The following is a 25,012-nucleotide window of genomic DNA, read 5'->3' on the forward strand; positions in this document are numbered from 1 at the left end:
CCGGCGGGATCAGTGCCTGGATCTCGGGTGAGAGTGCAGGCATGTCCGGCAGACCCGGGAAGAGGGGAGTGGTGGTCGGGGTCGGCGTCGTCGACGCTGATTCCTTGTCGCCGGCCGCCGGATCGGTAGCCGCAGCCGCGGCGAGTACGGCCGAAGCGGCGGAGTCTGCCGAGGCGGCGGCGTTGATCGCGGAGCTGCCGGTGTTGATGCCCGAGGTGTACGGCAGCTGACCGGAAGGAATGACACCGTTCTTGTATGCCGTCGACCACATGATCACGTTTGCTGCGTAAGCGGCCGAGTTGTTGTATCGCAGAACAGCTTTGGTCTCCTGGGCGACATCGCGCAGGTTGAGTCCGCCGCTGCAGAGGTACTTCGCTGCCGAGAGTGCCGCATCGAAGACGTTGTTGGGGTCCTTGATTCCGTCCCCGTTGCCGTCGCTGGCATATCCGGCCCAGGTGGCCGGAATGAACTGCATCGGCCCGACGGCGCGGTCGTGAGTGGGGTCGCCGTCGATTGCGCCCTTGTCGGTGTCCCGAATGACTTCGTTGCCTGCCAGCCGTCCGTCGAGGACGGGGCCGAGGATCGGGGTGACCGTCGTACCCACCGAGGTCGTCTTGCCGCCGTTGGCGTGACCGGATTCGATGCGTCCGATGCCGGCCAGAAGATGCCAGGGGATTCCGCATCCCGGTGCCTCGGTCATCATCACCAGCTCCGCGGAGCGGTACGCGTTCAGGACGATCTCGGGGATGCCCAGAGAGGTGAGGACGACGGCCGCAGCGTTGGGCGCTGCCGGGGCGCCGGCGACCGTATCGCTGGGCGGGGCCGATCTTTGCGTTCGGACCGTGCGGGGCGTCGGGAGGAAGTCGACAGAGTCCGGCTGCGCAATCGAGGCGGAGCCCGCCAGTGCGATCGGAACCTGTGACCCTCCGGTCGGTGCGCTTCCGGCAGTGAGGGCCGCTGGACCTGTGACGACGAGCAGTCCCCCCACCAGTGTGGATGCTGCAATCATTCCGCGTACTCGCACGATTCCCCTTTGCTGGCGCTCCCGCTCCGGAGTACCCACCGTGATATCCATATTGCTGTGACTTACGTTACATATCGGTCACGGTGCGTGCAGCAAAACTCAGCGAACGCTCAGCTAGTTGTGACTTTGTTTCGCAGTATTCGAGTCACGGTGCTTCTTCTTCGGGGTCGGTTCGCCGTCGGCAGCAAGGATCGACTTGATCTCCTCGAGCTCCCGTCGCAGGTAGTCGCGGGTGGCAACCTCGCCGACGGCGATACGCAGAGCTGCGAGTTCTCGGGCGAGGAATTCGGTATCCGCCTTGGTTTGCTCGGCGCGTGAGCGGTCCTCCTCGAGTGAGACCCGGTCGCGGTTCTCCTGACGGTTCTGGGCCAGCAGGATCAGCGGCGCCGCGTAGGCGGCCTGGGTGGAGAAGGCCAGGTTGAGCAGGATGAACGGGTACGGGTCCCACTGCAGGGCCACCGCGAACACGTTGATCAGGATCCAGACGATCACGATGATCGTCTGGATTGCGAGATAACGCCCGGTGCCGAGGAAGCGGGCGATGCGTTCACTGACGCGCCCGACAGCTTCGACGTCGAAATCGAGATTGAACCGGCGGCTTCCGCGGGGCGTTTCCAGTCGTTGCCGTGCGGTCGTGCTCGACGCCCGTTCGCTCATCGGAGTAGTTCCTCGTCGTCGGAGTAATCCTCACGCCAGTCTTCCGGCAGGAGGTGATCGAGCACGTCGTCGACCGTCACGGCCCCGATCAGGTGGTTCTCGTCGTCCACGACCGGCCCGCATACCAAGTTGTACGTCGCGAAATATCGGGTGACCGACGCCAACGAGTCGTCCGGGGCCAACCGGGGCATGTCGGTGTCGAGTAGTCCGCCTACCAGGCTGGCGGGAGGCTCGCGGAGAAGCTTCTGCAAGTGGACGCAGCCGAGATACCGCCCGGTCGGAGTCGCCGTCGGCGGACGTACGACGAAGACCATGCTCGACAGCGCCGGGGTCACGTCGTAGTTGCGGGCGCGGGCAAGGGCCTCCGCGACCGTCGTCGAGGCCGTCAGTACCACCGGTTCGGGCGTCATCAGACCACCGGCAGTGTCCGGGGAATGCTCGAGCAGGCGTCGAACAGGTTCGGAATCCTGCGGGTCCATCAACTGAAGCAGTGACTCGGCCTCGGTTTCGGGCAGCTCGCCCAACAGGTCGGCGGCGTCGTCGGGATCCATCGCTTCGAGTAGATCGGCGGCGCGTTCGACTTCCAGGTGCATCAGCAGATCGGTCTGGTCGTCCGCCGGCAGTTCCTGCACGACGTCGGCGAGGCGTTCGTCGTCGAGCGCCACGGCCAGTTCGTGGCGGCGCTTCTCCGGCAGTTCGCGCATGGCGTTGGCCACATCGGCGGGTCGCATGCCTTCGTACTGGAGAAGCAGGTGAGCTACGCCCTGGCCGGGGAGTGAGAGATCGCTCTGGGTGAGGCCGGCGACGTGCTGCCAGTCGACGATGTGAATCGCCGCGCGTCGACCGAGGCGTCCGCGATGGCCGCGAACCGCGACCTTGGAGACCACCCAGTCTCGCGTCCGCGTCGATTCGATTCCGAGATCGACGACTATCGTGTCGACGCCGTGAAGCTCCTCGAGTTCCGGGTCGTCCACGCGCACATGCGAATCGAGTACCTGCGCCAGAGCGAGCACTTCGCCCGGGCGCTGGTTGAAGCGCCGCAGACTGACGTTGCCGGTGGTGAGGGTGACTGCACTCGGTTCGATTGCTGTCACACGCAACATCGGAACGAAAATGCGTTTGCGCGTGAACATTTCGATCACCAGACCGAGAACGCGGGGTTGCTGGCGTCCGATGCGGACCGTGATGACGACGTCGCGCACACGACCGATCGATTCGCCGTCCGGGCCGAGTACAACCAGGCCGGCAAGCCTGGCTGCAAATACCTTGCCTGCTGCTGCCATGATTGCAAGGCTAATTCGTCCAGCGTCAAAATCTGCAACGGCGCCACCGAAAATCGAGAAGGGCAGTCCGCAATGACTTCACGCAACCGTTCCCGTCGATCGGTATTGGCAGTTCCCGGCAGCAGTCGGAAGATGATCGACAAGGCGAAGGGATTGCCCGCCGACGAGATCTTTCTCGACCTCGAAGATGCGGTGGCGCCGCTGGCGAAGCAGGCGGCCAGGGAGTCGATCGGCGACGCGTTGGCCGAGGACGGGTGGGGCAAACAGGTCAAGGTCGTCCGGGTCAACGACTGGACCACCGAATGGACGTATGCCGACGTCGTGGAGGTGGTGGGCCGCGCCGGAGCGCATCTGGACGCCATTCTGCTGCCCAAGGTTCCCGATGCGAGTCACGTCCAGGCGCTCGATTTGTTGTTGACGCAGGTCGAGAAGGCCAACGGTCTCGAGGTCGGCAGGATCGGGATCGAACCGCAGATCGAGAACGCGATCGGCTTGACCAACATCGACGCGATCGCCACCGCGAGTCCCCGCGTCGAGGCGCTCGTGTTCGGCCCGGCCGACTTCATGGCGAGCTTGAACATGCGAACTCTGGTCGTCGGTGAGCAACCGGACGGCTACGACCGCGGTGACGCGTATCACCACATCCTGATGACCATCTTGATGGCCGCGCGGGCGCACGGCGTCCAGGCCATCGACGGGCCGTACCTGCAGATCCGCGACGTCGAGGCTTTCACTCGGTCGGCTGCGCGAACGGCAGCGCTCGGTTTCGACGGCAAGTGGGTTCTGCACCCCACGCAGATCGAGGCGGCCAACGAGGTGTTCAGTCCGCGCCAATCCGATTACGACCGTGCGGAACTCATCTTGGACGCGTACGCGTTCCACACCTCGGCTGCCGGGGGAGGGCGGGGCGCCGTCATGCTCGGCGACGAGATGATCGACGAGGCGAGTCGCAAGATGGCACTGGTGATTTCGGCCAAGGGTCGCGCCGCGGGGATGGCGCGCACGTCGGAATTCACGCCGCCCGAACACGCCTGACGCTCGCATAGCCGAACGAATCAGGTCTGTAAAGGGCACAATAGGGGGTAGATGTACTTGCGTCATCCGCGTGGATGACGTGCCCGAAAAGAGGAGCGCAGCCAGCCATGTCCAATCCGCTCGGTCAATCGTCGAATGGGTCGCGCCGTGGAGCGTTGCCGACACCGCCTTCGGGATGGCCCATCGGGTCGTACCCCACCTACGCCGAGGCGCAGCGCGCAGTCGATTACCTCTCCGATCAGGAATTCCCGGTTCAGGACGTCACGATCGTCGGCGTGAACCTGATGCAGGTCGAGCGAGTTCTCGGTCGGTTGACGTGGGCCAAGGTGATCGGTGGCGGCATCGTCTCCGGTGCTTGGCTCGGTGTCTTCTTCGGCCTGGTGCTCGGAATCGTCACCGGTGGTTTCCTCGCTCCGCTGATCGCGGGCATCGTGGGCGGCATCATCTTCGGTGTCATCTCCACGACGATTCCGTACGCCGCGACGCGTGGGCAGCGGGACTTCGCCTCGACGATGCAGTTGGTCGCCGGACGTTACGACGTACTGTGTGAGCCCAAGACGGCGGAGTCGGCGCGCGACCTGCTCGCCAAGCTCGCCATCTGACATTCTCGCTCGGGCTGCCAACTTGTGTGATCTCGGTTACTTTATGTACACGCGGGCGAGGTAGTACTGGCTTCCCGTGACCGTTTGCCGGACAAGGAAATAGGTCCCTTCTCCGGCAAAAGTGCCGATGTGTGGTGCGTCGGCCAGCCGTAACGACTGCGCCGTCTCGCCGCCCGAGGAGGACGGCTGTGCAGAACAAGAGATCGCGGGCGGGGCAGAACGAGAGATCGCGGGCGGGACAGAAGAAGAAATTGCGGGCGGGGCTGCTCGGCGCGGCAACATTGTTGTTGGCGCCCTTGCTCAGTGCGTGCGGATCGGACAATGACGACGGCGTGGTGCTGTCCTTCTACACCGCTGCCGACGGCGCCGAGCAGTATGCGGAGGCCGCCGCCAATTGTTCGGCGGCGTCGAACGGCGCGTACCGGGTCGAGCAGAAAACTCTGCCCAAGGGTGCCGACGACCAGCGACTTCAGTTGGCCCGGCGTCTGACCGGCAATGACAAGTCACTCGATCTGATGACGCTCGACGTGGTGTGGACTGCCGAATTCGCCGAAGCGGGATGGGCATTGCCGCTTCCTGACGACGTGGCGGCCGAGGTCAGCAACGGGACGCTCGAGGGTCCGCTGGAGTCGGCGAAGTGGCAGGACCAACTCTATGCGGCGCCATTGAACACCAACACCCAATTGCTCTGGTATCGAAAGGATTTGATGCCGGACGGGCAACCACCCCAGACCTGGGATCAGATGATCGACATCTCCGAAGGCCTGGCCGCGGAGGGGCGCCCCAGCTGGATCGGTGTGCAGGGCAAGCAGTACGAAGGATTGATGGTCTGGTTCAACACCCTTCTCGCCAGTGCCGGCGGATCGGTGGTGGGGCCGGACGGAACAACCGTGACGGTGGCCGACGGTGATGCTGCCCAGCAGGCGCTGACCGTCATGAAGCGCGTCGCTACCGCCAAGGGTGCGGATCCCTCGATCTCGCAGGGGGATGAAGCGTCGTCGCGACTGGGTATGGAGAGCGGCAAATCTGCCTTCCAGGTCAACTGGCCGTTCGTGCTGCCCGGCATCATGGAGAACGCCGAGAAGGGCGATCTGCCGTACATCGACGACAAGGGCAACGTCACCAGTGAGAACACCGGAAACACGGTGCTCACGGTGAACGGAGAACGGAATTTCCTTGCCGCTCCGTATCCCTCGGTGATCGAGGGTAAGCCGGCCGAGGTCACGATCGGCGGCTTCAACGTGGCGGTGGCCAAGACCAGCCAGCATCCGGACCTCGCTTTCGATGCGCTGACCTGTCTGCGTAACGAGGAGAATCAGCGCAACAACGCGGTAGCCGGTGGCGTTCCGCCGACTCTCGAGAGCCTGTACGACGACCCGGCGTTCCAGGAGGCGTACCCGGCGTGGCGTGAGGTTCGCGACAGCCTGGACACCGCTTCGGTTCGGCCGGTTTCTCCTGCCTATCAGAGTATTTCGACGCTCATCACTGCCACGCTGAACCCTGTGGGAAACATCGATCCGGAATCGACCGTGAACGATCTTGCCGAGCAGGTACGCAAGGCAGTCAATTCCGAGGGGCTGATTCCGTGACGATCGACAGCGAAAATTCGGGAGCTGCACCAACAGTCGCGACGCCATCGCCGGAGCCGAAGCACTCCGCGAAGTCGAAGATGTCCGACGGAAAGGCGGCTGAGCGTCGACTCGGTCTCTGGCTGGTGGCCCCGGCCGCGATTCTCATGATCGCGGTGACCGCGTATCCGGTGGTCTACGCCGTTTGGCTGAGTTTGCAGCGCTACGACCTGCGCTTCCCGGATCAACGAAAGTTCGTGTGGTTCGACAACTACGTGTCGGTGCTGACCGACGGTTACTGGTGGCAAGCGTTCGCGGTGACGACGTCGATCACGGTTGTCTCGGTCGTCATCGAGTTCGTTCTCGGACTGACCATCGCACTGGTGATGCACCGAACGATCGTGGGTAAGGGGCTCGTCCGCACCGTTGTGCTCATCCCGTACGGCATCGTCACCGTCGCGGCGGCATACAGCTGGTACTACGCGTGGACGCCGGGGACCGGCTACCTCGCCAATCTCCTGCCCGACGGCAGTGCGCCGCTCACCGACCAGATCCCGTCGCTCGCGATCATCGTCCTTGCCGAGGTCTGGAAGACGACGCCGTTCATGGCGCTGCTCCTGCTCGCCGGCTTGGCGCTCGTGCCCGATGACCTTCTCAAGGCGGCTCAGGTGGACGGCGCCGGCGCGTGGACCCGGTTGGTACGCATCATCCTTCCGCTGATGAAGCCCGCCATCCTCGTCGCTCTGCTGTTCCGCACACTCGACGCATTCCGCATCTTCGACAACATCTACGTGCTCACGAAGGGAGCGAACGACACCGGGTCGGTGTCGATTCTGGGTTACGACAATCTGTTCAAGGCATTCAACTTGGGCATCGGATCCGCGATCAGCGTGTTGATCTTCGTGTGCGTGGCCGTGATCGCGTTCATCTTCATCAAACTTTTCGGTGCTTCGGCTCCCGGATCCGATACGGAAGGACGCTGACATGACCGTGACTCCCAGACTCAAGATCAGCTGGTCCGTCGTCAACCTTCTGGTCTTGCTGTACGCGTTGGTTCCCGTCCTGTGGATTGCGAGCCTGTCCTTCAAGCCCGCCGGAACCATCAAGGACGGCAAGTTCATTCCGGAGAAGTGGACCCTGGACAACTACCGAGGAATCTTCGACACCAGCGCCTTCACCAGTGCTCTGATCAACTCCATCGGCATCGGACTCATCTCGACGGTCATCGCCGTGGTGATCGGAACCATGGCTGCTTACGCGATTGCGCGCCTGGATTTTCCGGGCAAGAAGCTGCTGGTGGCTGTTGCCCTGCTGATCGCGATGTTCCCGCAGATTTCATTGGTGAGCCCGCTGTTCGACATCGAACGACGGCTCGGACTCTTCGACACCTGGGCCGGACTCATCCTGCCGTACATCACCTTTGCGTTGCCGTTGGCGATCTACACGCTCTCGGCATTCTTCAAAGAGATTCCTTGGGAACTCGAGAAGGCGGCGCAGATGGACGGCGCGACGCCGGGGCAGGCGTTCCGGAAGGTGGTAGCTCCGCTCGCCGCGCCCGGCATCGTCACGGCGGGCATTCTGGTGTTCATCTTCTGCTGGAACGATCTGTTGTTCGCGATCTCGCTGACGTCGACCGAACGCTCCATCACCGCCCCTGCGGCCATCGCAAACTTCACCGGCGCTTCACAATTCGAGGAGCCCACCGGGTCGATCGCCGCGGCCGCCATGGTCATCACCATTCCGATCATCATCTTTGTTCTGTTCTTCCAACGTCGTATCGTGGCCGGGCTTACTTCCGGCGCAGTGAAGGGATAAGCCTGTGGCCGAGATCGTGCTGGACAAGGTGACCAAGCTGTACCCGGACGGAGCCAAGGCGGTCAGTGATGTCGACATCACCATCGCCGACGGAGAATTCATCATTCTCGTGGGCCCGTCCGGTTGTGGAAAATCCACGACTCTCAACATGATTGCCGGGCTGGAAGACATTTCGACCGGTGAGTTGCGGATCGCGGGTGAACGCGTCAACGAACGCGCCCCCAAGGACCGCGACATCGCGATGGTCTTCCAGTCGTATGCGCTGTATCCGCACATGACGGTGCGCCAGAACATCGCGTTCCCGTTGACCTTGGCGAAGATGTCCAAGGACGAGATCAACGCCAAGGTCGACGACGCGGCGCGGGTCCTCGACCTCACCCAGCATCTCGATCGCAAACCGGCGAACCTGTCGGGCGGTCAGCGTCAGCGTGTGGCGATGGGACGCGCAATCGTGCGCAGCCCGAAGGCGTTTCTCATGGACGAGCCGCTATCCAACCTGGACGCCAAACTGCGCGTGCAGATGAGGACGGAGATCGCCCGTCTGCAGCAGCGGCTCGGTACGACAACGATTTACGTGACCCACGACCAGACCGAGGCGATGACGCTCGGCGATCGGGTAGTCGTGCTGCGCGGCGGAATCGTGCAACAGATCGGTGCGCCGCAGGAACTCTACGATCGTCCGAACAATCTGTTCGTGGCGGGGTTCATCGGGTCCCCGTCCATGAACTTCTTCCCCGGACAGTTGACGGCCGACGGTGTGAGCACGCCGATCGGCGATGTTCGCCTGCCCGCGGCGGCGCAGTCGAAGATCTCGGGCAGCGGCTCGGGCAAGGACGTCGTGGTCGGTATCAGGCCGGAACATTTCGAGGACGTGGCGCTGGTCGATGCAGCGCAGAAGCCGCACGGTGGGACGTTCACCGTCGACGTCGACGTGCTGGAATCGATGGGTTCGGACAAGTACGCGTATTTCCTCGCTGGTGGCCCCGCCGTCAACTCTCGTGAACTCGAGGAACTCGCCGCCGATTCGGGAACGGCCGTCGCTGGTGGCGGTCAACTGGTTGCCAGGCTCTCGTCCGAGTCCACGGTGGCCCAGGGCAGGTCTGTCGATCTGTGGTTCGATCCCGCCAAGATCGCGGTGTTCGACGGCGGTACGGGAGCCAATCTGCTGCTGTGACCTTTACCCGGGCAAGGTGACCGAATACGTCGCGCCCCAGGGGAGCGGTACCTGTTCGGGGCCGGGCGCTGCGTCGGCCGGTTCGGGTAGGGGGACCAGGCGGCCGAATTGTTCGTGATGGGTGGAGGCCGGGGTGGCTTGCGCTGTCCCGGCCACCACGGCGATCGGCGCCGCTGCCAGGGCGCCGGCGACGGCAAATCGAGTGGCGATGCGGCGCTTGCTTGCTCGGGTCGAGATCATGAGCACTCCTGCGTGGTTTCGAGGTTCGGTGAATGCTGTGCCATTCACGGTATTGCGGGTTGATTGTGAAATCTCGTGTGCGAAGCTCATTCACAGGGAACTGGGATGGGCGGCACAGGAGGACAGATGAACGAATCCTCGGTACGAACCGAGCACCTGCCCGGTGGCCCGGACCTCGAGCGGATCATGCGCGAACACGCCTACCGCGGTGCGTACCTCCAACTGACGGTGCGTGGCGCTCTGGTGCTGTTCATCGCCCTGACACTGATCTTCGTCCCGCCGATGAACGACGCGGGATGGTGTTTCGCGATTCTGGGCGCCTATGCCCTCTGGTCGGCAGCCGTGGCGCTGTGGATCCGCAAAGGCGGCACCGGCCCGGTGACGATGATCTGGCTCGGCTTGTTCGTCGACCTCGCCGTGCTCGCAACTCTGACATTGCTGACCGGTCTCGCAGCCGAGCAGAGTTGGACCGCCGACATCTTGAGCAACGGGCTCTTCGTCATTCCGGTTCTTGCGTGTACGCAACTGCGGACGGACGTGTGTGTCGGCGTCGTTGCCTGCACGATCGGGGTGTTCTTCGTTTCCAGTTGGGCAACGATGACTTCGAACTCCGAGCCGTGGCCGTCGATCCTGCTGAGCACCATGGCCTTGGCCGGAGTGGGCGCGGGCGCAATCGGATTGACTCGGATTCAAAGATCACGCGTGTTGACCATCGGACAACTCGTCGGGCATCGCACGAGCCTTCTTGCCGAGCTCATGGGGCTCGAGCAGCGTGAGCGCACGGAACTGTCGGAGCAATTACACGACGGGGCGCTGCAGTACGTCCTCGCGGCGCGGATGGATCTCGACGAATTGGCAGACAGCGCGGAGCCTGTCGCCCTGGCGCGAGCCGCGAAAGCGCTCGGTGAAGCGACAACGCTGTTGAGATCCTCCGTCTCGGAGTTGCATCCCACTGTCCTTGTTCACGTGGGTCTTGCCCGCGCAATCGGGGACCTCGCGCGATCGGCGCAGGGACGCGGCGGAGTGGTGGTCGACGTCGACACTTCGGGCTGGAACGACGATCTGCGCACGTCCGCGGACGAAGTCTTGTTCGGCGCCACCCGAGAGCTTCTGGGCAACGTCGTCAAACATGCCGGCGCGCAGAACGTCCGGATCGAGCTTGCACGACTGGACCACCGTGCGGTGCTCGTGGTCTCGGACGACGGTCGGGGGATCAGCGCCGATCGGATTGCCGAACGACGGGCTGCCGGGCACATCGGACTGCTCTCGCACGAACTGCGGGTTGTTGCCGCGGGTGGCTCGTTCTCGGTCGGACCGGGTGAAGAGTCCGGAACCCTCGCGCGAGTCGAGATACCGTTCGAGATCGTCACCGCCACTGACCACGATCGTTGAGGAGTTGTCGATGGCTGCACTGATCACCGATCGCGAGCTCAACCTGGCGACTCTGGCGCGGCAGTTCCTGCTGCGGAGGGCCGAGGTCAGTGCGTTGGATGCGATCGAGCACCTGGCAGGTCTGCAGGCCCAGGCGCCGAACCCGCCCTACCTGGCGCTGTGGGCGCGGCTGAAGAACTTTGCGGCAGAAGACCTCTCCACCCTTGTCGAGAAGCGCCAGGTGGTGCGGCTTGTTGCCATGCGGGGCACGGTCTTTGCTCTTTCGGCCGCGGATGCGGGTCCCTTCCGGGCCACGGTTCAGACGATCATGGAACGCGATCTCCACACCAACAGCACACAGCGTGCGGCGCTCACCGGGTTGGATCTCGACGCTCTGGCGCGGGCGGGACGGGACCTCGTAGCGGACGGGCCGCTCACCCAGATGCAGATGAGACCGATACTGGCAGAGCGCTTTCCCGGTCACGCGGCCGAGGGACTGGCGCACGGAGTTCGAGGACTTCTGCCGATGGTGCAGGTCCCACCGCGAGGCCTGTGGGGACGATCCGGAGTACCGGCACTGACGACCTTGGAGAATTGGCTTGGCACGGAAGTGAGTTCATCGCCGGATCCGGATGCGATGGTGCTTCGTTATCTGGCGGCCTTCGGGCCCGCCAGTGTGAAAGATGCGCAAGCGTGGTCAGGGCTCACGAGACTCGCCGAAGTCTTCGAGAGGCTACGTCCCGGCTTGATCACCTTTGTCAACGCGAAAGGGGCCGAGGTGTTCGACCTGCCGGACGCGCCACGACCGACCTCCGGAACACCGCCGGTCAGAATCCTTGCTCCGTTCGACAACATCCTGCTCTCGCACGCCGACCGCTCGCGAATCATGGACGAGCAGTACCGAACTCGCGTCTTCACCGTCAACGGCATCATCAAGCCCGCCATCCTGGTGCGCGGAAAGGTGGTGGGATTCGCGACGGTGACGCCGGACAAGGAGACGGTCGAATTGGGCGCGACTCTGTTTGCGCAGCAACCGAAGACCGCGCTCGCATCCATCGAGAAGGAAGCGCGTGCGTTGCTGAAATTCATGCACCCGAAGATCCCGAACCGAGAGGTGCGGATCGCTGTCGCTACGTAGCGGGCTTGTGCTTTCGCGGTGCTCGATCGCGTAGTTCGGCCACGATCTCGTCGTTCCACATGTGGCGCCGCACCAACCGGTACCGCTCCCGTGCAATCCACAGATATGCCTCGGCGTCGGTGTGTTCGGGCAACATGTCGGCGCCTCGCAGCATTCGCACGACGGGGAGAAACTCCTCACCGAACCAGCGGCGGGCGACGGTGTCCCGGCCGAGAAACTCACCCTTCTCCTGCATGAGGCGAAAACCCCACGCCTCCACGCACTCACTGAGTTCGGCGTACTCCCACGGGTCCGTGACTTGTACGGCTTCGCGTTGTGAACCCTGCAGCGGAACGCGGGTGAGGAAGAGGCGGCGATGATCCTTGATGAGCAGATCGGCGCGCTGAGTGATGCCTTCCGGTGAGATACGCGTGATGATCTCGGTGACGTACGCGTCGATTGTCTTCTGGTGCATCGCACACGCAATGGACACTCGGTGGTGCCCGTCGATCACGAAATGCATGGAGCCGACGCGATACAACTGAACAGGTGGTACCGATTCGCCGCGTCGTTGCGCCACCGCAAGTCGCTCCCAACGAGCGCGCGAGTGAGTGGACGTCGGACGGAAGTACCTGTCGAAATCACCTGTGCGGTCGACACTTCCGACTATCGATTCGATGGTGACGACCTGCAGCCCCAGAGACTTCTCGCCGACCTTGCCCAGAGCTGCGACAACCTCGTCGAACGGCAGGATCGCGTTGACGTCGTCGGGTTCGCGTCGTAGCCAACTGACCAGACGTGCCACGTCGGCACGTCGACGCTGACGAGCGAAGTCGTTTTCCGCGTCGGCTGTGGGAAATCCGGTGTCACGAGCCATGTCGGCGCCTCACGATCGTCGGCGGAGTACCTGGGGAAATCTCCATCAGCGTGAAGCCGACGGTATTGAGCACGATAGTCCGGCCTACCTCCAGATCGAGAGGGGTTCGCCCGTGCGGGTGGATGTGTCCGTGGACCATCACCGTCGGATCGAGGTTGTGAATCAAAGGCGTGAAGCATTCGAACCCTCGATGTGGCCGATCCTCGGCGTCGCCGACACCGCGGGCGGGACTGTGGGTGAGCAGCACATCCACGCCCGCCCGGCTGCCGGGAAGCCGCGATTGCCAGGCGTTTCGCCAGGTATCGGATGGAACCGCCGAGGCCGGCGATCCGCAGACCGGCGACGGTCACGATGCGTCCGTCGGCGTTGACTGCGCCGGTCGGCCCTGGCCACTGCGCCGGCATCCCTGCCCGCGTCCAACCGGATCTCTTGTTCGAATATCCGGACAGATCGGCGTCGTGGTTGCCGGGAACGAACACGCACGGCGCATTCAGCTGATCGGACAGGTACTCCAGATACGCAAACGGCAGATCGCCTGCGCCGAGGATCACGTCGACTCGGAGTGAACGAACCTGACTGCTCCACAGGAATTCGACAGTCTCGTCGCTGACAGCGAGAACGGAGACCATTTCGACGACGCTACCGCCACCGCGAGGTATCTGCGCTGCGAACCTCGCGGGCACGGTGTTTAGATGGACGAGTGTCAGACAGCGTCGTATCTTCCGTCCGGGCCCATCTCGTCAGCAGCATCGAGGGGCCGGACCCCACCGCGGCCTCAGTGACGTTCCTCGGTGTCGAACCGCTGGACGTGCTGCGTTTCGAATCACCCGACGGCCTGGTCCGCTACGTCACACTGGGGTGCTCGCGTCATCCGATGGGCGACCCCAACGAACTGGTCGCAGACCCCACACGCGGACCCCGCGCCGAGTTGGTACTCACGCTGCGCGGTGGCACCGGTGTGGCGTCAGGTGTGGCCAGGACGCTCGCGGTGCTGGCCGCGGCGCCGTCCGTCGAAGGCGTCGTGCTGCTCGAGGACGCACTGTTGGACCTGGGCGAGCCGCTGTGGAAGGACACTGCGTTCACGGCGGTGCTTCTCGGTGACAGCGGGATCGAAGACCTGACGCTGCCGGAGCCGTTCGACCCGGTGCGCTTCCTTGGTGTGGTCCCCCTGACCGGTACCGAAGCCGCCTGGGTGCGTCTGCGCGGCGCGGAGGCACTGAGGGAAGCGTGGACCGAGGCGGGGATCGACATCCGCGATCCGCACCGTTCCGCTGCCTCGCTCTAGCTGCGCTGGCGCTTTGTCCGTCAGATCATTCGGCGTGCACGAGGATGTCCGCCAAGTTCTCGAGACTTACCCGAACCGTCCGTGAAAATGCTTTCGTGACGATCGGGTCGGCCATCTTGCCGAATACTCCTCCCAGGCCGCTTTCGCTGTCGAGTCGGTAGGTGACCCGAGTGCCGTCACCGACTTCTTCGCAGGTCGTGGTCTGCGAGAAGCTGACCGGACTTTCGACGGACGTCGATTTCGACGATCTCGGTGGGTCGTACTCGGTGAATTCGGATGTCCACTCGAGACGCTTGCCCAGGATTCGCGAGACACCGTGCCAGCGGCTTCCCACGCCCATCGGGCCGTCGGTGATCTGTTTGCACTCGACCATCGAATTCTCCCAGTTGGGCCAGTTCTCGGCGACGGCGATGTACTCCCAGACGTCCTTGGGTGGCAACGCGATCTCCACGGATTGCTCGACTGTAGGCATGGTTGCTCCTCCACTTCTCCTAAGATCTGAATTTGCTTGTCGCAAAATGGATTTCGGGAACGGAATGAAAATGCGTACCCATATCCATTGTCCGCCTGCGACGGTGGCAAGTACAGGGAGTCAGCGTGAGTGGTTCACAGCCAGTTGTTGCGGCGGAAGAGAAAGAACAAGCCGACACACACCGAGGCGATGAGGAACAGGATGGACTGGTAGCCGTACTTGTAACCGAGTTCCGGCATGTTCTCGAAGTTCATCCCATAGATACCGGCAACGCCGGTCGGCACGGCGGCGATCGCGACCCACGCGGAGATCTTGCGCATGTCGGTGTTTTGCTGCACCGCGATCTTCGCGAGTGCGGCGTCGACCAGCGAACTCAACACCTCGTCGTATTCCGAGATACGTTCGGCCACGATCGTGTGGTGATCTCGTACGTCACGGAAGTATCGCCGGATCTCCTTCGGGACGAGGCCGCCCGCGGGCTGGGTCAGCTGGAGCAGTGGCAATCCGAGTGGAGTGACCGAGCGTCGTAGTTCGACGATTTCACGTTTGAGCAGGTAGATGTGCTCGACGGCAACGGTGTTCCGCGGGTTGAACACCAACTCTTCCATGCTGTCGACGTCCTGTTCGACGAGTTGGATGACGGAGAGATAGCTGTCGACGACGTGGTCGGTGATCGCGTGCAACACCGCGAACGGGCCCATGGTGAGGCGCTCGGGGTTCTGCTCGAGTGACTTGCGCACGCTTGCCAGTTCGGAGTGATCCCCGTGCCGGACGGTCACCACGAAGTCGGGGCCGACGAACACCATGATCTCGCCGGTTTCGACGATCTCGCTCGCCGTCGCGACGGACTCGTGCGGCACGTAGACGACCGTGCGCAGCACCAGGAACATGACGTCGTCGTAGCGTTCGAGTTTCGGGCGCTCGTGTGCATGGACGGCATCCTCGACCATCAGCTCGTGGAGTCCGAAAGTTGCTGCGACATCTTGCATCTGACCTTCGTCGGGAGCGTGCATGCCCACCCAGACGAACGCGTTGTCGCGACTACGAACCTCGGCCAACGCAGCGCGGTGCGTGTACTTGCCCGGCAACCGCACGCCGTCCACGTAGACCGCGCAGTCGACGATCGCGCGGGCTGCCGGAACGGGGATCTTGGGCGCATCGGCTTGCGTCGATTTGCCGTTCGACCAATTCGGCAGTGACGGCATGGTTGGCACGCTCGCTCCTTCTCGGTCTGTAATGCAGTGGAACGGCAGGGGAACGGCACTACAGCGACACCTGATCGAATTGCGCTGCCGCTGCGGCGTAATCGTACGTCAGCTTCCGGCTCGCCCACCGGAGCGCGATGAAGTTGCCGATTGCTGACACACTGGAACAGTGCGAATAGATCTTCACACCCACTCCAACGCATCGGACGGCACCGACACCCCGGCTGCCCTCATGCGCGCCGCAGCCGACGCCGGACTCGACGTCGTCGCCATCACCGATCACGACACGACTTCGGGCTGGGCCGAGGCGGCGCAGGCCTTGCCGGCCGGCGTCAGCCTGGTTCGTGGGATGGAGATGTCGTGCGAAGGTCGAGGTGAGCGTGGTTGGCCGGTCGCTGTACATCTGCTTGCGTACCTGTTCGATCCGACGCACCCCGAATTCGCAAAAGAACGTGAGCGACTGCGCGCCGAACGCGTCGAACGTATCCGGGTGATGACGACCATGATGGCGCGTGACGGTCTGCCCGTCGATCCCGATCAGATCCTCGCCGACGCCGGTCCGTCCGTCGGACGCCCGCACGTCGCAGCGGCCCTGATGCGAGCGGGAGTGGTGTCGAGCATCAGTGAGGCTTTCTCCGACCTGTTGTCCAGTCGAGGGCGATACGACGTTCCCAAGTACGACACTCCGCTCGAGTACGCCGTCGAACTGGTGGCAGCGGCCGGGGGAGTAACTGTCCTTGCGCATGGACGGGCGCGTTCGCGCGGCGGATTGCTTGCGCTCGACCACATCCGTGATCTGGCCGAGCTGGGTCTCGGGGGTCTCGAAGTCGATCACCCGGACCATCGCAGCGACGATCGTGACGTCCTGCGCCGACTGGCCGTCGATCTCGGCTTGGCAGTCACCGGATCCTCTGACTACCACGGCGAGAACAAGACGATCGGACTCGGCGACGAGCTCACGGACGAAGCCGAGTTCGACAAACTCGTCTCGGCTGCCACCGGCGTGGAGGTACTGGGGCGCTGATGCTCGACACCACGCTCTACCTCACCGTGTTCATCACGCTGTTCGTGATCATGGACCCGCCCGGAGTCATCCCGGTGTTCTTGTCACTCGTCGGACGTAAAAGCCGTGAAGATCGCAATCGAGCGGCATGGCAGGCCCCCGCCGTCTCCCTGGCGGTCATCTCGGTCTTTGCCATCGGCGGTCAGGCGATCCTCAACTACCTCCACATCGGCATTCCGGCGTTGCAGGGCGCCGGCGGACTACTCCTGCTTCTCATCGCACTCGAACTGCTGACCGGCAAGGCCTCCAACCGTCCGCAGGGAGCCGACGACGTCAACGTCGCACTCGTTCCTCTGGGAACGCCGATGATGGCCGGTCCCGGTGCGATTGCAGCCGTCATCGTCTTTGTCGCCCAGGCCGACGGTGAAGCGGCGTCGTATCTGGCCATCGCGTTGGCGATTCTGTCCATCCACCTCGTGCTGTTCGTGGTCCTGCGCTTCTCGACCGCACTGATCCGGATACTGGGCGAGGGTGGCATCAGTCTGCTGGCACGCATCGCCGGTCTTCTGCTCGCCGCCATCGCGGTTCAACTCATTGCGGAATCAGTCCGCGGATTCGTCGCGGGAGCGTAAGAGATGACATACGACGACAGGTACGACCGGAACGACAGGTACGAGGACGACTACCAGTACCAGGAATATCAGGACTATCAGTACGAAGACGATTACGACTATCCCGCCGACAAACGACAATGGCTGCTGGTCCGCGCTCTACGCGCCCTGAGTGGCACCGTGGCGGCCGGAATCGTGGTCTTGACACTCGTGATCATCGGTTCGGCATATCTGGGCGGCAACCGCGGATTCCCGGGTCCGGGAACAACGTCGATCACCGCGCACATTGCGGCCTCGGTGGTTGCTCTCGCCGCGCAGATCTGGTGCGACCGCAGGAGGGGTATCGCGGCGGTTGCCGGATCGGTGGTCGTGCTCGTGGTGGCAGGGCTGTTGTTGGTGACGCAGTGGTGGGGATGACTGGGTGGGGATGACACGGTGGGGATGACTGGGTGGGGATGACACGGTGGGGATGACGGCTCGGGTTCGAGTGTGGTGAGGAATCCGACCGCTTGGAGGATTTGATTGTGATCCGACTCTGGTGGCAAACTGGAGTTACTTCGAGGCGGCGCCACAGCCCGGCCCCGAAGTGCAGGTTTCGTCAGAATTTCTCCCGAAACCTAGATTGCATGGATACGCCAGGGCTCACCCGCCCCACACCATGACGCTTCGGATGTATTGCGGCCCACTTTCTCGCGCACGCCGAATGCTCTTCTTCTCAGTAGTCGTTCGCGGAAGAAATGATCTCTGACCGTTGTGAACGTAGTTTCGCAGCGGTCCGAAGGATTACTTCCCAGTAACCCAGCCCCGCTTGAGGCTGGACTAATCAGGAGTGTCATCGTGTCCCTCGTGACTGAAGCCATCAACGTACCCAAGGTCGAGTTGACCGACGAAGAAATCTTTGCCGCTCACGTCGGTGGCAAGCTCTCGGTCGAGACCACAGCACCGCTCGATACGCAGCGGGCCCTCTCGATCGCCTACACGCCGGGTGTTGCTCAGGTGAGCCGCGCCATCGCTGCAGACGAAACCCTCGCCGATCGATATACGTGGACCAACCGACTCGTCGTCGTGGTCAGCGACGGCACCGCGGTTCTCGGACTCGGCGACATCGGCCCTCGCGCGTCGCTGCCCGTCATGGAGGGCAAGTCGGCGCTGTTCAAGAACTTTGCCGGACTGAACTCCATTCCGCTGGTTCTCGACACCAAGGATCCCGACGAGATCGTCGAGACACTCATCCGACTGCGTCCGAGCTTCGGCGCGGTCAACCTCGAGGACATCTCGGCGCCGCGTTGCTTCGAGATCGAGAAGCGCGTCATCGAAGCTCTCGACTGCCCCGTCATGCACGACGATCAGCACGGGACCGCCATCGTGGTCCTCGCGGCACTCAAGGGCGCCGTGAAGGTCCAGAGCCGCGACATCACCACACTCAAGGTCGTCATCTCCGGCGCCGGCGCTGCGGGTGTTGCCTGCGCGAACATCCTGCTCGCCGCCGGAATCAGCGACGTCATCGTGCTGGACTCGAAGGGCATCATCTCGGGTGAGCGCAACGACCTCAACGACGTGAAGGCAGAACTCGCGGCCCGCACCAATCCCCGTGACCTGCATGGTGGTGCCATCGAGGCTCTCGAAGGTGCTGACGTGTTCCTCGGTGTCTCGGCGGGCAAGATCCCCGAGGAGCTCATCGCTTCGATGGCTCCCGAGTCGATCGTGTTCGCACTCTCCAACCCGGACCCGGAGATTCACCCCGAAACCGCGTCGAAGTACGCGGCGATCGTGGCGACGGGCCGTAGTGATTTCCCGAACCAGATCAACAACGTTCTTGCCTTCCCCGGTGTCTTCAAGGGCGCGCTCGACGCCGGCGCCCGTCGCATCACCGAAGGTATGAAGCTCGCTGCCGCCGAGGCAATCCTGTCGGTGGTCGGCGACGAGTTGGCGGCGGACAAAATCGTCCCCAGCCCACTCGACCCTCGCGTGGCACCCGCAGTAGCGGAAGCCGTCGCGGCCGCAGCGCATGCTGAGGGCGTGACCAGCTAAGAGGGACTACGAAAGCCCCGATCGGAACCCGCACACAAGGTTCCGATCGGGGCTTTTTCGTGTGTACCGAGAGCTACAGACGAGTGAGGTCGGGTGTTCGGCGCAGCCTGCCGGTCCCGGGAACCGATGCCCAGACCACCAGCGCCAGTAAGCCGTCCACGACGAGAGCCACAACCGCGACCAGGATTGCGCCGACGACCACTCGGTCGTACTTGTAGAGCGCGAGACCGTCGAAGATGTACCGGCCGAGGCCGCCGAGGTTGACGTAGGCGGCGACCGTTGCCGTGGCAATCACCTGTAGTGTCGCGTTACGCAGTCCGCCGAGAATCAATGGCAGCGCATTGGGTATCTCGACGCGGAAGAGCACTTGGAGTTCGGTCATACCCATCGCCCGTGCGGCCTCGACGACGCCGCGGTCGACGCTGGCGATTCCGGCGTACGTGCCGGCGAGTAGTGGGGGAATACCAAGAATGACGAGGGCGAGAATCGGCGGCATCACTCCCAGACCCATGAGAAGAACGAGGAAGGTCAGCAGGCCGAGAGTGGGCAGTGACCGCAGTGCGTTGACCAGACTGACGACCACGATCTCACCGCGACGCAGATGGCCGATGAGTAATCCGATGGGCACCGCGATCACAGCCGAAAGTGCCACGGCCAGAACGCTGTACCAGAGGTGCTGGAGGATGCGGGTGCCGATTCCGGTGTCGCCGCTCCAATTTCCGGGATCGACGATGAAGTCCCAGGCCCCGGTGAAGATGCTCATACGGGTTCCCCCTCGGCTGACAGGACGGCGGGAACCTTCGACGAGGTCGACGTTCTGGTCCACGGGGTCAGGAATCGGCCGATCAGATACAGGATCAGATCGAGCGCCAGTGCCAGCACGACGATCGCGATGATGCCCGCAACGATCTGGTCGGGATAGTCGCGGTCGTAGCCTTGTTTGAACAGGACTCCAAGCCCGCCGATTCCGATCAGAGATCCGACTGACACCAGCGAAATATTGGTAACGGCAATAACTCTGATGTTCGCGATCATCACCGGCAGCGCCAATGGCAACTCGACCGTCAGAGCGCGTCGTAGTGGTGTGAAACCGACGGCGGTGGAGGCGTCGATGACGTTGTCCGGCACCGAGTCGAGTGCTTCGGGTACTGCCCGGATGAGCAGTGCCGTCGCATACACGCTGAGTGCGATCACGACGTTGAGAGGATCAAGGGTCTTGAGTCCGAACAACTGGGGGATGGTGACGAACAGCGCGAGCGACGGAATCGTGAACGCAATGCTCGCCAGGGTCAACGTGATTCGGCGCAGCCATCTGACGTTGCGGATCGCTGTTCCGACCGGAACGGCAATCAGGAGACCGATCAGCAAAGGAAGCAGTGCCAGATACAGATGGGTCTTCGAGTAATCCACGACCGTCGAGAAATTGTCGATGAGCCAGCGCATGCCGCTACGACCCGAATCCCTCGGTGAAGGCGACGCGGTTGCGTTCCTCGTCCTCGCGTCGACGCTGATCTGCCAATTTCGCAACGACTTCGGAACCGAGGATCCCGCCGATGACCGCGCCCTCGCCGTCGACGGCAACGCCGATACCGGACGGCGACGAGATTGCCGCATCGAGTGCTTGGCGGAGGTCGCCGCCGGGGGAGAACAGCGAACCACCGGCAGACGTCGACTGAGCAAGGGTTCGTCCCGAGCGCAGGCCTTCGACGCCGGTCACGTCGATCCATCCCTGCGGAGTTCCGTTGTCCGTGACCACGAGAACCCATTCGCCCAATTCGAGACGTAGAGCCTTCAATTCGTTCTCGACGGCCGTGCGTACAGGGTGCAACGGAACCTCGTCGGCAGCGCGGAACGACAATCCCCGATAGCCGCGATCGCGTCCGACGAATCCGGCGACAAAATCCGTTGCCGGAGCGGCCAACACGTCGCGAGGTGCCGCCACCTGCTGAAGCCGCCCGCCGGGACCGAAGACGGCAATGTGATCACCGAGTTTGACTGCCTCGTCGATGTCGTGGGTGACAAAGACGATCGTCTTCTTCAGTTCGCTTTGCAGACGGAGCATTTCGGTCTGCAGATCCTCACGCACCACCGGGTCGACGGCGCTGAACGGCTCGTCCATCAACAGGATCGGCGGATCGGCCGCCAATGCACGCGCAACTCCCACACGCTGTTGCTGTCCACCCGAGAGTTGCCCGGGGTAGCGGGTGGCAAGTGAGATGTCCAGACCGACTCGTTCGAGCACACCCAACGCGGCTTTACGGGCGGCGCGGCGGGACTCACCGCGCAGCACCGGAACCGTTGCGACGTTGTCGATCACGGTGCGGTGCGGAAGCAGGCCGGCGTTCTGGATGACGTACCCGATGCCGAGACGCAGCTTCACCGCGTCGGTCTGGGCGATGTCACGACCGTCGACGAAGATCTTGCCCGACGTCGGTGTGATCATCCGGTTGATCATGCGCATCGACGTCGTCTTGCCGCACCCGGACGGCCCCACGAACACCGTGAACGACTCGGCCTCGATGGTGAGATCGAGACGGTCGACGGCGGTGGTGCCGTCCGGATACTGCTTGGTGACGCCCTCGAAGGTGATCACGTGACTACGAGACCGGCTTGTCGAGGCCCTGCGCCGTCACCCACGCCTTGGCCGCCGCTGCCGGCTCCGTCTTGGTGTCGCCGGACACCTGGACGTTGAGTGCCAACAACTCTTCGGTGGTGAGCTTGGCGGACACCGCATCGAGGACTGTCTTCAACTTGTCGGAAGACTTCGACGCGCGCAGCACCGGCACCACGTTCTGAGCCGGGAAATTGTTCTTCGGGTCTTCGAGAACCACGAAGTTGTTCTCCGGGATGGAGGCCGACGTCGTGAAGATGTTTGCCGCGGTGATGTCACCGGAGGAGAGAGCCTTCACGGTTGCCGGTCCACCGCCGTCGGCGATCGGAACGAAGTTGGCTGCCGAGATGTCGAGGCCGTAATTGGACTTCAAACCGGGCAATCCGGCTGGACGTTCCTGGAACTCGGCCGGAGCACCGAACTTGACCTCGGCGGAATGCGGAGCCAGATCGGCGATCGTCTTCAGGTTCCACTTGTCAGCGGTTTCCTTCGTGACGACGACGGCGTCCTTGTCCTCGGCGGATGCAGGCGTCGCAATTGCCAATTCCGACCCGAGAGCTGCGGGAAGAGCAGCGAGGACGTCAGCGGAGCTGGTGGCCGTGCTGTCGGGATCCAAGTACTGCAGGAGATTTCCCGTGTAATCCGGAATGACACTGATGGACCCGTCCTTGAGTGCCGGAATGTACGCCTCGCGGCTGCCGACGTTGAACGACGTGGACACATCGAACCCGTTGACACGCAGTGCTTCGGCGTAGATGTTGGCGATCGTCTCGGATTCGGTGAAGTTGGCGGAGCCGACGACGATCGCGTTGGGATCGCTGTTGGAGTCACCGTCGCTGCTACCGCACGCTGTCAGTGCAGTCAGAGAGACAACGGTTGCCGCGGCTACGAGCCAACGGTTGGAACGAAATCGTGAGGTGCGCATGAGCGTCCTTCCGGTTTTTCGGGCGTCCCGTGTTTCGGGCGTCGGAAACCATTCCCTTGTGGCGAAGCCACCCGAGTGACTTCGACGGCGCCGCCACCGAGTGGCTGCGTCAGGACTGGTTACCGCGCATCGCCCGACAAGTGTAACGATAGGTACCGACATGGCACGGTTTTCGATCCATGGGATTGGATGTGAGGATTTCGGTGAAGAGCACACGCACGAAGTATTCGACTGTTGTTGCAGCACTGATGGTCCTGCCGATTCTCAGCGGATGCGCAAACGGTGATTCGGTGGTAGAGGGTGCCGAAGCGGAGTCTCGTGACCAGATCGTGGTGGCTGCTGACGCATCGGTGGAGAGTTCGGTGTTGGCCGAGGTGTATTCGACGGTGCTCTCCTCCTCCGGCCTGTCGGCTCGCGTCGAATCGGTGGGTGGTGGCCGAAACCAATCACTCGAGGCTCTGGACGCAGCGCGAGTCACTTTGGTGCCCGAGTTCACCGGCGCGCTGCTCGATCACTACGACCCGTCATCCCCGGCCCGCAAGGCCGACGACGTCTTCGAAGCCTTGAGTCGCTCTCTGCCGGAGGGTCTTTCGGTCTCCGACTATGCGATGGCCGAAGATCGTGCGGTCCTCGCACTCGACACCGGATACGCACAGTCGTTGGGAGCGAAGACGATAGAAGCCTTTGCTCCTTCGTGTGCCGCGGCGAGGCCGCTCGTCTCCGCGAGATTCGTCGAGGACGGGGCAGTGGAACAGTTGGCCGAGGGCGCCGAGTGTGTCTTCGCCGGTGTCGATCAGGCAACGCCGGCAGACGTACCCGGTGCACAAGTATTCGGAACCACGACGCTGTCGGCGTTGGCACAATCCGATGCCGTCACAGTGCTCGCTGATTCGAATCACGTTCTGGCTGCGCAGAATGTCGTTCCGCTCTTTCGAGCGGGCGCACTGGGAGATTCGGCTGTCAAGGCGCTCAGCGTCGTTGCCGGTGAACTGTCCACCACCGATCTCGCCGCAATGATCGAGCAGGTGCGGACCGGCAAGGCGTCAGCCTCGGAAGTCGCCCGCACCTGGTGGGACACCCGTCAGTGACATGGACGGAGTGGGCCACCCGTCAGCGACATAGACGGAGTGGGCCACCCGTCAGTGAGCGCTTGATCCCACTGCTGAACTCGAATCATCCTTGGCACGAATCAGTTTCGATGCGATGAACTGGCCGAGGTCGGAAACGGCGTCTGCTGCTTCCTTCACCAGTGACGCCTGTGCGTGAGCCACGTGCCAGAGTCTTGCGTACTCGACCAGGGACACATCGACGCTGGCAGCGGCGAGCTTGTCGGTGAACGTCATGATCTGCGGGTAGAGGACTTCCTCGGAACCGACGTGAATCCTGGTGGGTGGCAACCCGTCGAGCTTGCCGTGCATCGGTGCGTAGCCGGGATCAGTACGGTCGCCTCCGGCAAGGTAGGCGTCGGCGGCGTCGAAGGACCACGCTGTGTTGACCACCAGGTCGGCCTTTTTGGTGGCACCCCGATCGCCGGGATCGACCCACGGTGAGATCAGTGCAAGCGCGCCGGGGGTCACGCCGTGACGCTCGATCAGACGAATAGCGGTCGCCGCGGCCAAACCGCCACCGGCCGAATCGCCGGCAATGGCAACGCGGTCTTCCGAATAGTCGAACTCGGTGACCAACTGCATGAAGGCTGAGACCGCGTCGTCGAGAGCGGCGGGATACGGATTCTCCGGCGCGAGACGGTAGTCCAAGGTGAAGACCGCACTGGACGACTCACGGGCGAGATGAGCTGCGAGAGAACGGTGTGTGGACAGCGAACCCAGCGTGTACGCCCCGCCATGCAGGTAGAGAACTGCGGTGGGGCGCTCGGTTGCGCCGACGGTGATCTTCTCTGCCGGTCGGCAAGCCAGCTCCAGCGGGCGCACGACGGCGCCCGCTGGAACCTGCTGTAGCGGTGCCCCGGCCTCGAGCAACAGACGTTGAATCCGATACGGCAGCCGCGAGTTGAAAGCCAGACGGAAGTACGGCTTCAACAAGAATGCGACCACGGGCAGCGGAAGGGTGAACGTGCTCACCGGCAGGGCTCCTGACTCTATATGC

General features: G+C 63.2%; 26 protein-coding genes and 1 pseudogene. 14 read left to right on the forward strand and 13 right to left on the reverse strand.

The window, feature by feature from the left end:
- The 3 genes from YH3_RS21420 to YH3_RS21430 form a co-directional block, all read right to left on the reverse strand.
- Nucleotides 1-1,024: lytic transglycosylase domain-containing protein (locus YH3_RS21420; RefSeq protein WP_238592673.1), on the reverse strand; the 1,024-nt coding region annotated here is incomplete at its 3' end.
- Nucleotides 1,025-1,138: 114 nt separating this feature from the next.
- The gene (locus tag YH3_RS21425) at nt 1,139-1,681 is read right to left on the reverse strand and encodes a DUF1003 domain-containing protein (RefSeq protein ID WP_003945067.1); all 543 of its coding nucleotides are present in this window, start codon (nt 1,679-1,681) and stop codon (nt 1,139-1,141) included.
- Nucleotides 1,678-2,964 (reverse strand): magnesium transporter MgtE N-terminal domain-containing protein, encoded by a 1,287-nt coding sequence (locus YH3_RS21430; protein ID WP_003945077.1) that lies wholly within the window; start codon nt 2,962-2,964, stop codon nt 1,678-1,680. The genes YH3_RS21425 and YH3_RS21430 overlap by 4 nt, the downstream gene beginning before the upstream one ends.
- 72 nt (nt 2,965-3,036) lie before the next feature.
- Here YH3_RS21430 and YH3_RS21435 point away from each other — a divergent pair, with 72 nt between their 5' ends.
- The 6 genes from YH3_RS21435 (at nt 3,037) to YH3_RS21460 (ending at nt 9,158) form a co-directional block, all read left to right on the forward strand.
- Entirely contained in the window at nt 3,037-3,999 is a 963-nt protein-coding gene (locus YH3_RS21435) for a CoA ester lyase (protein ID WP_054187358.1), read from the forward strand.
- A 107-nt stretch (nt 4,000-4,106) separates the two neighbouring features.
- Nucleotides 4,107-4,601, forward strand: a complete 495-nt coding sequence (locus tag YH3_RS21440; protein ID WP_003945065.1) for a general stress protein — start codon at nt 4,107-4,109, stop codon at nt 4,599-4,601.
- A gap of 251 nt (nt 4,602-4,852) precedes the next feature.
- Nucleotides 4,853-6,190 (forward strand): ABC transporter substrate-binding protein, encoded by a 1,338-nt coding sequence (locus YH3_RS21445; protein WP_030536939.1) that lies wholly within the window; start codon nt 4,853-4,855, stop codon nt 6,188-6,190.
- Nucleotides 6,191-6,270: 80 nt separating this feature from the next.
- Nucleotides 6,271-7,152, forward strand: a complete 882-nt coding sequence (locus YH3_RS21450; protein ID WP_044480569.1) for a carbohydrate ABC transporter permease — start codon at nt 6,271-6,273, stop codon at nt 7,150-7,152.
- Between the two features lies 1 nt (nt 7,153).
- A complete protein-coding gene (locus YH3_RS21455; RefSeq protein ID WP_003945075.1) occupies nt 7,154-7,984 on the forward strand; it encodes a carbohydrate ABC transporter permease in 831 nt (276 codons plus the stop codon).
- A 4-nt stretch (nt 7,985-7,988) separates the two neighbouring features.
- Nucleotides 7,989-9,158 carry an ABC transporter ATP-binding protein gene (locus YH3_RS21460; RefSeq protein WP_003945069.1) on the forward strand — a complete coding sequence of 390 codons (1,170 nt, stop codon included), beginning with the start codon at nt 7,989-7,991 and terminating at the stop codon, nt 9,156-9,158.
- A 3-nt stretch (nt 9,159-9,161) separates the two neighbouring features.
- Here YH3_RS21460 and YH3_RS21465 read toward each other — a convergent pair whose 3' ends face one another.
- Nucleotides 9,162-9,398 carry a hypothetical protein gene (locus YH3_RS21465; protein ID WP_207624637.1) on the reverse strand — a complete coding sequence of 79 codons (237 nt, stop codon included), beginning with the start codon at nt 9,396-9,398 and terminating at the stop codon, nt 9,162-9,164.
- A 126-nt stretch (nt 9,399-9,524) separates the two neighbouring features.
- On the opposite strand from YH3_RS21465, the gene YH3_RS21470 reads away from it, so the two are divergent.
- Nucleotides 9,525-10,790, forward strand: a complete 1,266-nt coding sequence (locus tag YH3_RS21470) for a sensor histidine kinase (protein WP_064444249.1) — start codon at nt 9,525-9,527, stop codon at nt 10,788-10,790.
- A 10-nt stretch (nt 10,791-10,800) separates the two neighbouring features.
- Complete coding sequence (locus tag YH3_RS21475; protein ID WP_064444032.1) at nt 10,801-11,907, forward strand: winged helix DNA-binding domain-containing protein; 1,107 nt, start codon at nt 10,801-10,803, stop codon at nt 11,905-11,907.
- Here the strand turns inward: YH3_RS21475 and YH3_RS21480 are convergent.
- Complete coding sequence (locus YH3_RS21480; RefSeq protein ID WP_003945080.1) at nt 11,900-12,763, reverse strand: hypothetical protein; 864 nt, start codon at nt 12,761-12,763, stop codon at nt 11,900-11,902. The two genes, YH3_RS21475 and YH3_RS21480, sit on opposite strands and share 8 nt — an antisense overlap.
- A pseudogene (locus tag YH3_RS36780) lies at nt 12,753-13,392 on the reverse strand (metallophosphoesterase). Before YH3_RS36780 ends, YH3_RS21480 begins: the two are co-directional and overlap by 11 nt.
- 71 nt (nt 13,393-13,463) lie before the next feature.
- Between YH3_RS36780 and YH3_RS21490 the strand changes: the two are divergent.
- A complete protein-coding gene (locus tag YH3_RS21490; RefSeq protein ID WP_007736116.1) occupies nt 13,464-14,048 on the forward strand; it encodes a suppressor of fused domain protein in 585 nt (194 codons plus the stop codon).
- 25 nt (nt 14,049-14,073) lie between these two features.
- Here YH3_RS21490 and YH3_RS21495 read toward each other — a convergent pair whose 3' ends face one another.
- Nucleotides 14,074-14,520 (reverse strand): SRPBCC family protein, encoded by a 447-nt coding sequence (locus tag YH3_RS21495; RefSeq protein WP_007736117.1) that lies wholly within the window; start codon nt 14,518-14,520, stop codon nt 14,074-14,076.
- A gap of 134 nt (nt 14,521-14,654) precedes the next feature.
- Nucleotides 14,655-15,725, reverse strand: coding sequence for a magnesium and cobalt transport protein CorA (locus YH3_RS21500; protein WP_007736118.1), 1,071 nt, complete (start codon nt 15,723-15,725; stop codon nt 14,655-14,657).
- Between the two features lie 169 nt (nt 15,726-15,894).
- Between YH3_RS21500 and YH3_RS21505 the strand changes: the two genes are divergently transcribed.
- From YH3_RS21505 to YH3_RS21520, 4 genes are all read left to right on the forward strand, one after another.
- Complete coding sequence (locus tag YH3_RS21505) at nt 15,895-16,749, forward strand: PHP domain-containing protein (RefSeq protein WP_007736119.1); 855 nt, start codon at nt 15,895-15,897, stop codon at nt 16,747-16,749.
- Entirely contained in the window at nt 16,746-17,360 is a 615-nt protein-coding gene (locus tag YH3_RS21510; protein WP_164490628.1) for a MarC family protein, read from the forward strand. Before YH3_RS21505 ends, YH3_RS21510 begins: the two co-directional genes overlap by 4 nt.
- 3 nt (nt 17,361-17,363) lie before the next feature.
- Nucleotides 17,364-17,756 (forward strand): hypothetical protein, encoded by a 393-nt coding sequence (locus tag YH3_RS21515; protein WP_007736120.1) that lies wholly within the window; start codon nt 17,364-17,366, stop codon nt 17,754-17,756.
- Nucleotides 17,757-18,176: 420 nt separating this feature from the next.
- Nucleotides 18,177-19,370, forward strand: coding sequence for an NADP-dependent malic enzyme (locus YH3_RS21520; protein ID WP_058228126.1), 1,194 nt, complete (start codon nt 18,177-18,179; stop codon nt 19,368-19,370).
- A gap of 73 nt (nt 19,371-19,443) precedes the next feature.
- On the opposite strand, the gene YH3_RS21525 is transcribed toward YH3_RS21520, so the two are convergent.
- Genes YH3_RS21525 through YH3_RS21540 form a run of 4 tightly spaced genes read right to left on the reverse strand, consistent with a single transcriptional unit; the run spans nt 19,444 to nt 22,906 of the window.
- Nucleotides 19,444-20,133: an ABC transporter permease gene (locus YH3_RS21525; RefSeq protein ID WP_003945081.1), complete on the reverse strand. Its 690-nt coding sequence runs from the start codon at nt 20,131-20,133 to the stop codon at nt 19,444-19,446.
- Nucleotides 20,130-20,813, reverse strand: a complete 684-nt coding sequence (locus YH3_RS21530; protein ID WP_007736121.1) for an ABC transporter permease — start codon at nt 20,811-20,813, stop codon at nt 20,130-20,132. Before YH3_RS21530 ends, YH3_RS21525 begins: the two co-directional genes overlap by 4 nt.
- 4 nt (nt 20,814-20,817) lie before the next feature.
- Entirely contained in the window at nt 20,818-21,963 is a 1,146-nt protein-coding gene (locus tag YH3_RS21535) for an ABC transporter ATP-binding protein (protein ID WP_003945084.1), read from the reverse strand.
- A 4-nt stretch (nt 21,964-21,967) separates the two neighbouring features.
- Nucleotides 21,968-22,906 carry an ABC transporter substrate-binding protein gene (locus YH3_RS21540; protein WP_003945094.1) on the reverse strand — a complete coding sequence of 313 codons (939 nt, stop codon included), beginning with the start codon at nt 22,904-22,906 and terminating at the stop codon, nt 21,968-21,970.
- A 203-nt stretch (nt 22,907-23,109) separates the two neighbouring features.
- On the opposite strand from YH3_RS21540, the gene YH3_RS21545 reads away from it, so the two are divergent.
- Nucleotides 23,110-23,994: an ABC transporter substrate-binding protein gene (locus YH3_RS21545; protein ID WP_030536932.1), complete on the forward strand. Its 885-nt coding sequence runs from the start codon at nt 23,110-23,112 to the stop codon at nt 23,992-23,994.
- 51 nt (nt 23,995-24,045) lie between these two features.
- Here the strand turns inward: YH3_RS21545 and YH3_RS21550 are convergent, their stop codons facing one another.
- Nucleotides 24,046-24,987 carry an alpha/beta hydrolase fold domain-containing protein gene (locus tag YH3_RS21550; protein ID WP_050656196.1) on the reverse strand — a complete coding sequence of 314 codons (942 nt, stop codon included), beginning with the start codon at nt 24,985-24,987 and terminating at the stop codon, nt 24,046-24,048.
- Nucleotides 24,988-25,012 lie beyond the last annotated feature (25 nt).

Origin of the sequence: Rhodococcus sp. YH3-3 (assembly GCF_001653035.1) — a bacterium.
GTDB classification, from domain to species: Bacteria; Actinomycetota; Actinomycetes; order Mycobacteriales; family Mycobacteriaceae; genus Rhodococcus_F; species Rhodococcus_F qingshengii.

Excerpts from the sequence above, each read along its gene's own strand:
- YH3_RS21435 (WP_054187358.1), top strand. The coding sequence starts at position 3,037 with ATGACTTCACGCAACCGTTCCCGTCGATCGGTATTGGCAGTTCCCGGC.
- YH3_RS21540 (WP_003945094.1), bottom strand. The coding sequence starts at position 22,906 with ATGCGCACCTCACGATTTCGTTCCAACCGTTGGCTCGTAGCCGCGGCA.
- YH3_RS21450 (WP_044480569.1), top strand. The coding sequence starts at position 6,271 with ATGTCCGACGGAAAGGCGGCTGAGCGTCGACTCGGTCTCTGGCTGGTG.
- YH3_RS21430 (WP_003945077.1), bottom strand. The coding sequence starts at position 2,964 with ATGGCAGCAGCAGGCAAGGTATTTGCAGCCAGGCTTGCCGGCCTGGTT.
- YH3_RS21425 (WP_003945067.1), bottom strand. The coding sequence starts at position 1,681 with ATGAGCGAACGGGCGTCGAGCACGACCGCACGGCAACGACTGGAAACG.
- YH3_RS21500 (WP_007736118.1), bottom strand. The coding sequence starts at position 15,725 with ATGCCGTCACTGCCGAATTGGTCGAACGGCAAATCGACGCAAGCCGAT.
- YH3_RS21470 (WP_064444249.1), top strand. The coding sequence starts at position 9,525 with ATGAACGAATCCTCGGTACGAACCGAGCACCTGCCCGGTGGCCCGGAC.
- YH3_RS21525 (WP_003945081.1), bottom strand. The coding sequence starts at position 20,133 with ATGAGCATCTTCACCGGGGCCTGGGACTTCATCGTCGATCCCGGAAAT.
- YH3_RS21480 (WP_003945080.1), bottom strand. The coding sequence starts at position 12,763 with ATGGCTCGTGACACCGGATTTCCCACAGCCGACGCGGAAAACGACTTC.
- YH3_RS21475 (WP_064444032.1), top strand. The coding sequence starts at position 10,801 with ATGGCTGCACTGATCACCGATCGCGAGCTCAACCTGGCGACTCTGGCG.
- YH3_RS21455 (WP_003945075.1), top strand. The coding sequence starts at position 7,154 with ATGACCGTGACTCCCAGACTCAAGATCAGCTGGTCCGTCGTCAACCTT.
- YH3_RS21440 (WP_003945065.1), top strand. The coding sequence starts at position 4,107 with ATGTCCAATCCGCTCGGTCAATCGTCGAATGGGTCGCGCCGTGGAGCG.
- YH3_RS21530 (WP_007736121.1), bottom strand. The coding sequence starts at position 20,813 with ATGCGCTGGCTCATCGACAATTTCTCGACGGTCGTGGATTACTCGAAG.
- YH3_RS21495 (WP_007736117.1), bottom strand. The coding sequence starts at position 14,520 with ATGCCTACAGTCGAGCAATCCGTGGAGATCGCGTTGCCACCCAAGGAC.
- YH3_RS21465 (WP_207624637.1), bottom strand. The coding sequence starts at position 9,398 with ATGATCTCGACCCGAGCAAGCAAGCGCCGCATCGCCACTCGATTTGCC.
- YH3_RS21515 (WP_007736120.1), top strand. The coding sequence starts at position 17,364 with ATGACATACGACGACAGGTACGACCGGAACGACAGGTACGAGGACGAC.